The sequence below is a fragment of the Pseudonocardia lacus genome (assembly GCF_018531445.1).
GTDB lineage: Bacteria > Actinomycetota > Actinomycetes > Mycobacteriales > Pseudonocardiaceae > Pseudonocardia > Pseudonocardia lacus.
In genome coordinates this window covers 1-2908 of sequence record NZ_JAHDTH010000402.1, presented here as the reverse complement: position 1 = coordinate 2908, position 2908 = coordinate 1, and the positions used below count along the sequence as shown (strand labels likewise).

The window sequence follows — 2908 nt, the reverse complement described above, 5'->3', positions numbered from 1 at the left end:
ACGCCACCGCGCCGCTGCGCGCGCAGGCCGGCAGCTGACGCGCCCGGGCCGGACCGCCTGACCCGTGGCCCTGCTCCTGGAGACCCCGCCGGTCGCCCGCGCGCCGGCCGTCCGGCCCGCCCGCCCCGTCCCCGACCGGGCGCCGTCGCGGGTCGTGCACCGCATGCGCCTGCTCGCGGTCTGCCTCGGCTTCGTCGCGCTCGCGCTGTGGCAGCAGCCGGGGCGGATCGTCCCGGACACCAAGCTCGACCTGTTCGTCGACCCGCTGGCCTTCCTGGGGCGGGCGCTGCGGCTGTGGGAGCCGGAGGGCTTCTCCGGGCAGGTGCAGAACCAGGCCTACGGCTACCTGTTCCCGATGGGGCCGTTCTTCGCGCTGGGCGACCTGCTCGGCGCGCCGGTCTGGGTGGTGCAGCGGCTGTGGTGGGCGACGCTGCTCTCGGCGGCGTTCCTGGGCGTCGTCGTGCTGGCCGGGCAGCTGCGCGTGGGCACCCCCGCCACCCGCATCGTCGCCGGGGTCGCCTACGCGCTGGCCCCGCGGATGGTGTCCTCGCTCGGCGCGGTCTCCATCGAGGTGCTCCCGATGGCGCTGGCCCCGTGGGTGCTGGTGCCCCTGGTGGTGGGCAGCCGCGGCGGGTCACCGCGGCGGGCGGGCGCGGCCGGCGGGCTCGTCGTGTTCTGCGTGGGCGGGGTCAACGCCGCGGCCACCGCGGCGGTGCTGCCGCTGGGCGCGCTGTGGCTGCTGACCCGCGCCCCCGGCCCGCGGCGGCGCCGGCTGATGGTCTGGTGGACCGCCTGCACCGCCCTGGCGACCGCCTGGTGGGTCGGGCCGCTGCTGCTGCTCGGGCGCTACAGCCCGCCGTTCCTCGACCACATCGAGACCGCGTCCACCACCACCGCGCCCGGCGAGCTGGCCCAGGCGCTGCGCGGGATGACCCAGTGGGTGGCCTGGCTGGGCACCCCGGCCGGGCCGACCTGGCCCGCCGGGTCCGCGCTGCTGCACGAGGCGCTGCCGGTGCTGGCCAGCGTGCTGCTCGCCGCGCTGGGCCTGGCCGCGCTCACCCGCGCTGACCTGCCACACCGGCGCTGGCTGGTGCTCGGCGCGCTCACCGGCCTGGTGCTGCTCACCGCGGGCCACCTCGCCGCGGGTGGCGCCGTGTTCGACGGGCTGGCCGCCGGCCCGCTGCGGGCCGCGCTGGACGGCGCACTGGCCCCGCTGCGGAATGTGCACAAGTTCGACCCCGTGCTGCGCCTGCCGCTGGCCATCGGGCTGGCGCACGTGCTCGGCGTGGCGCTGCGCGCCGCCCGTCGCGGCGCCGGCGCCAGGGCGCGGGTCGCCGCGGCGGTGCCGGTCGTCGCCGTGCTGGCCGTGCTCGGCGTGGCCACCCCGGCGCTGGACGGCAGGCTCGCCGCCAGCGGCTCCTACCTGGAGGTCCCCGACTACTGGCGGCAGACCGCCGACGCGCTGGCCGCGCTGGACCCCGCCGGACGAGCGCTGCTGCTGCCGGGCTCCTCGTTCGGCGTCTACCTGTGGGGCAGCCCCGCCGACGAGCCGCTGCAGCCGCTGGCCGGGTCGCCGTGGACCGTGCGCAACGCCGTGCCGCTCACCCCGGCCGGCTACATCCGCATGCTCGACGTCGTCGAGGACCGGCTGGCCCGCGGCGAGGGCGGCGCGGGGCTGACCAGCTACCTGGCGCGCGCCGGCATCAGCCACCTCGTCGTGCGCAACGACCTCGACGCCGGGAGCGCCGGGTCCACCCGCACCGCGCTGGTGCGCCGCGCGCTGGCCGACTCGCCCGGCCTGACCCGGGTCGGCGCCTTCGGCCCGCCGGTCGACACCGGCACCGCGTTCCCGGGGATCGTGCTCGACGCCGCCCTCGCCACCCCGGCCCCCGCCGTGGAGGTGTTCGCGGTGGCCGACCCGGCGCCGAGGGCATCGCTGACCCCGCTGCCGGGCGTGCGCCCGGTCCTCGGCGGCCCGGACGCGGTGGGCGCGCTCGCCGACCGCGATCCGTGGAACGGGGCTCCCACCATCGCCGCCGGCGACCCGGCCGTGGCCACCGACGCGCCCGTCGTCGTGTCCGACGCCCTCGTGCGCCGCGAGCGCACGTTCGGCCGGATCGCCGACGCGGCCGGGGCCGCGCTGGCCCCGGGCGACCCGCTGCGACTGGACGCCCCGGCCCGCGACTACCTGCTGCCCGACCAGCCGGCCCAGGAGTCGTCGGTGCGCTACACCGGCGGCGTGCCGGGCGCCTCCAGCTCGGCCTCCGACCCGGACAGCATCGGCGGCGCCCGCGTCGCGCACCAGCCCTACGCCGCCCTCGACGGCGACCCGGGCACGGCCTGGCGCCCGGCGGTGCTGCTGGGCGGCGATCCCCAGTGGTGGGAGGTCACCCTCGACGCCCCGGTCAGCGCGGCCGCGGTGACCGTGACCCTCGACCCGGGGACGGTGCCGAGCACACCCAGCCGGGTGCGGGTGCGCACCGACGCGGGGGAGCACGTGGTGCCGCTGCAGCGCACGGCCGAGCCGCAGCGGCTGGCCCTGCCGCCCGGTCCCACCCGCACGCTGCGGATCACCGCCGACCCGTCGCCGGGCACCTTCGGCGGCCCCCGGATCGGGCTGGCCGAGGTGGCGCTGCCCGGCGCGGTGGTGCGGCGCACGCTGGTCACCCCGGTGCCCGACCGGCGGGTCTCGACCTACGCGTTCGACACGACCCCCGCCCGGTCCGGCTGCGTGACGAGCACGGCCGGGCCGGTGCGTTGCGCGCCGGCCCTGGTGCGCGGCGCGGAGGAGCCGCTCGGGCTCGACCGCGCCTTCACCGTCGCGGTGCCCGCCGAGTACGAGGTGGCGGTGACGGCGGTGCCGCGCCCGGGCCCCGCCCTCGACGCGCTGCTGGCCCCGCCGCCGGTC

1 protein-coding gene is annotated in these 2908 nt (G+C 79.3%); it reads left to right on the top strand.

What is annotated here, in order from left to right:
* Window positions 1-64: 64 nt before the first annotated feature.
* The coding region (locus KIK08_RS38440; protein ID WP_214408232.1) for an alpha-(1->3)-arabinofuranosyltransferase domain-containing protein at window positions 65-2908 on the top strand (2844 nt) is incomplete at its 3' end.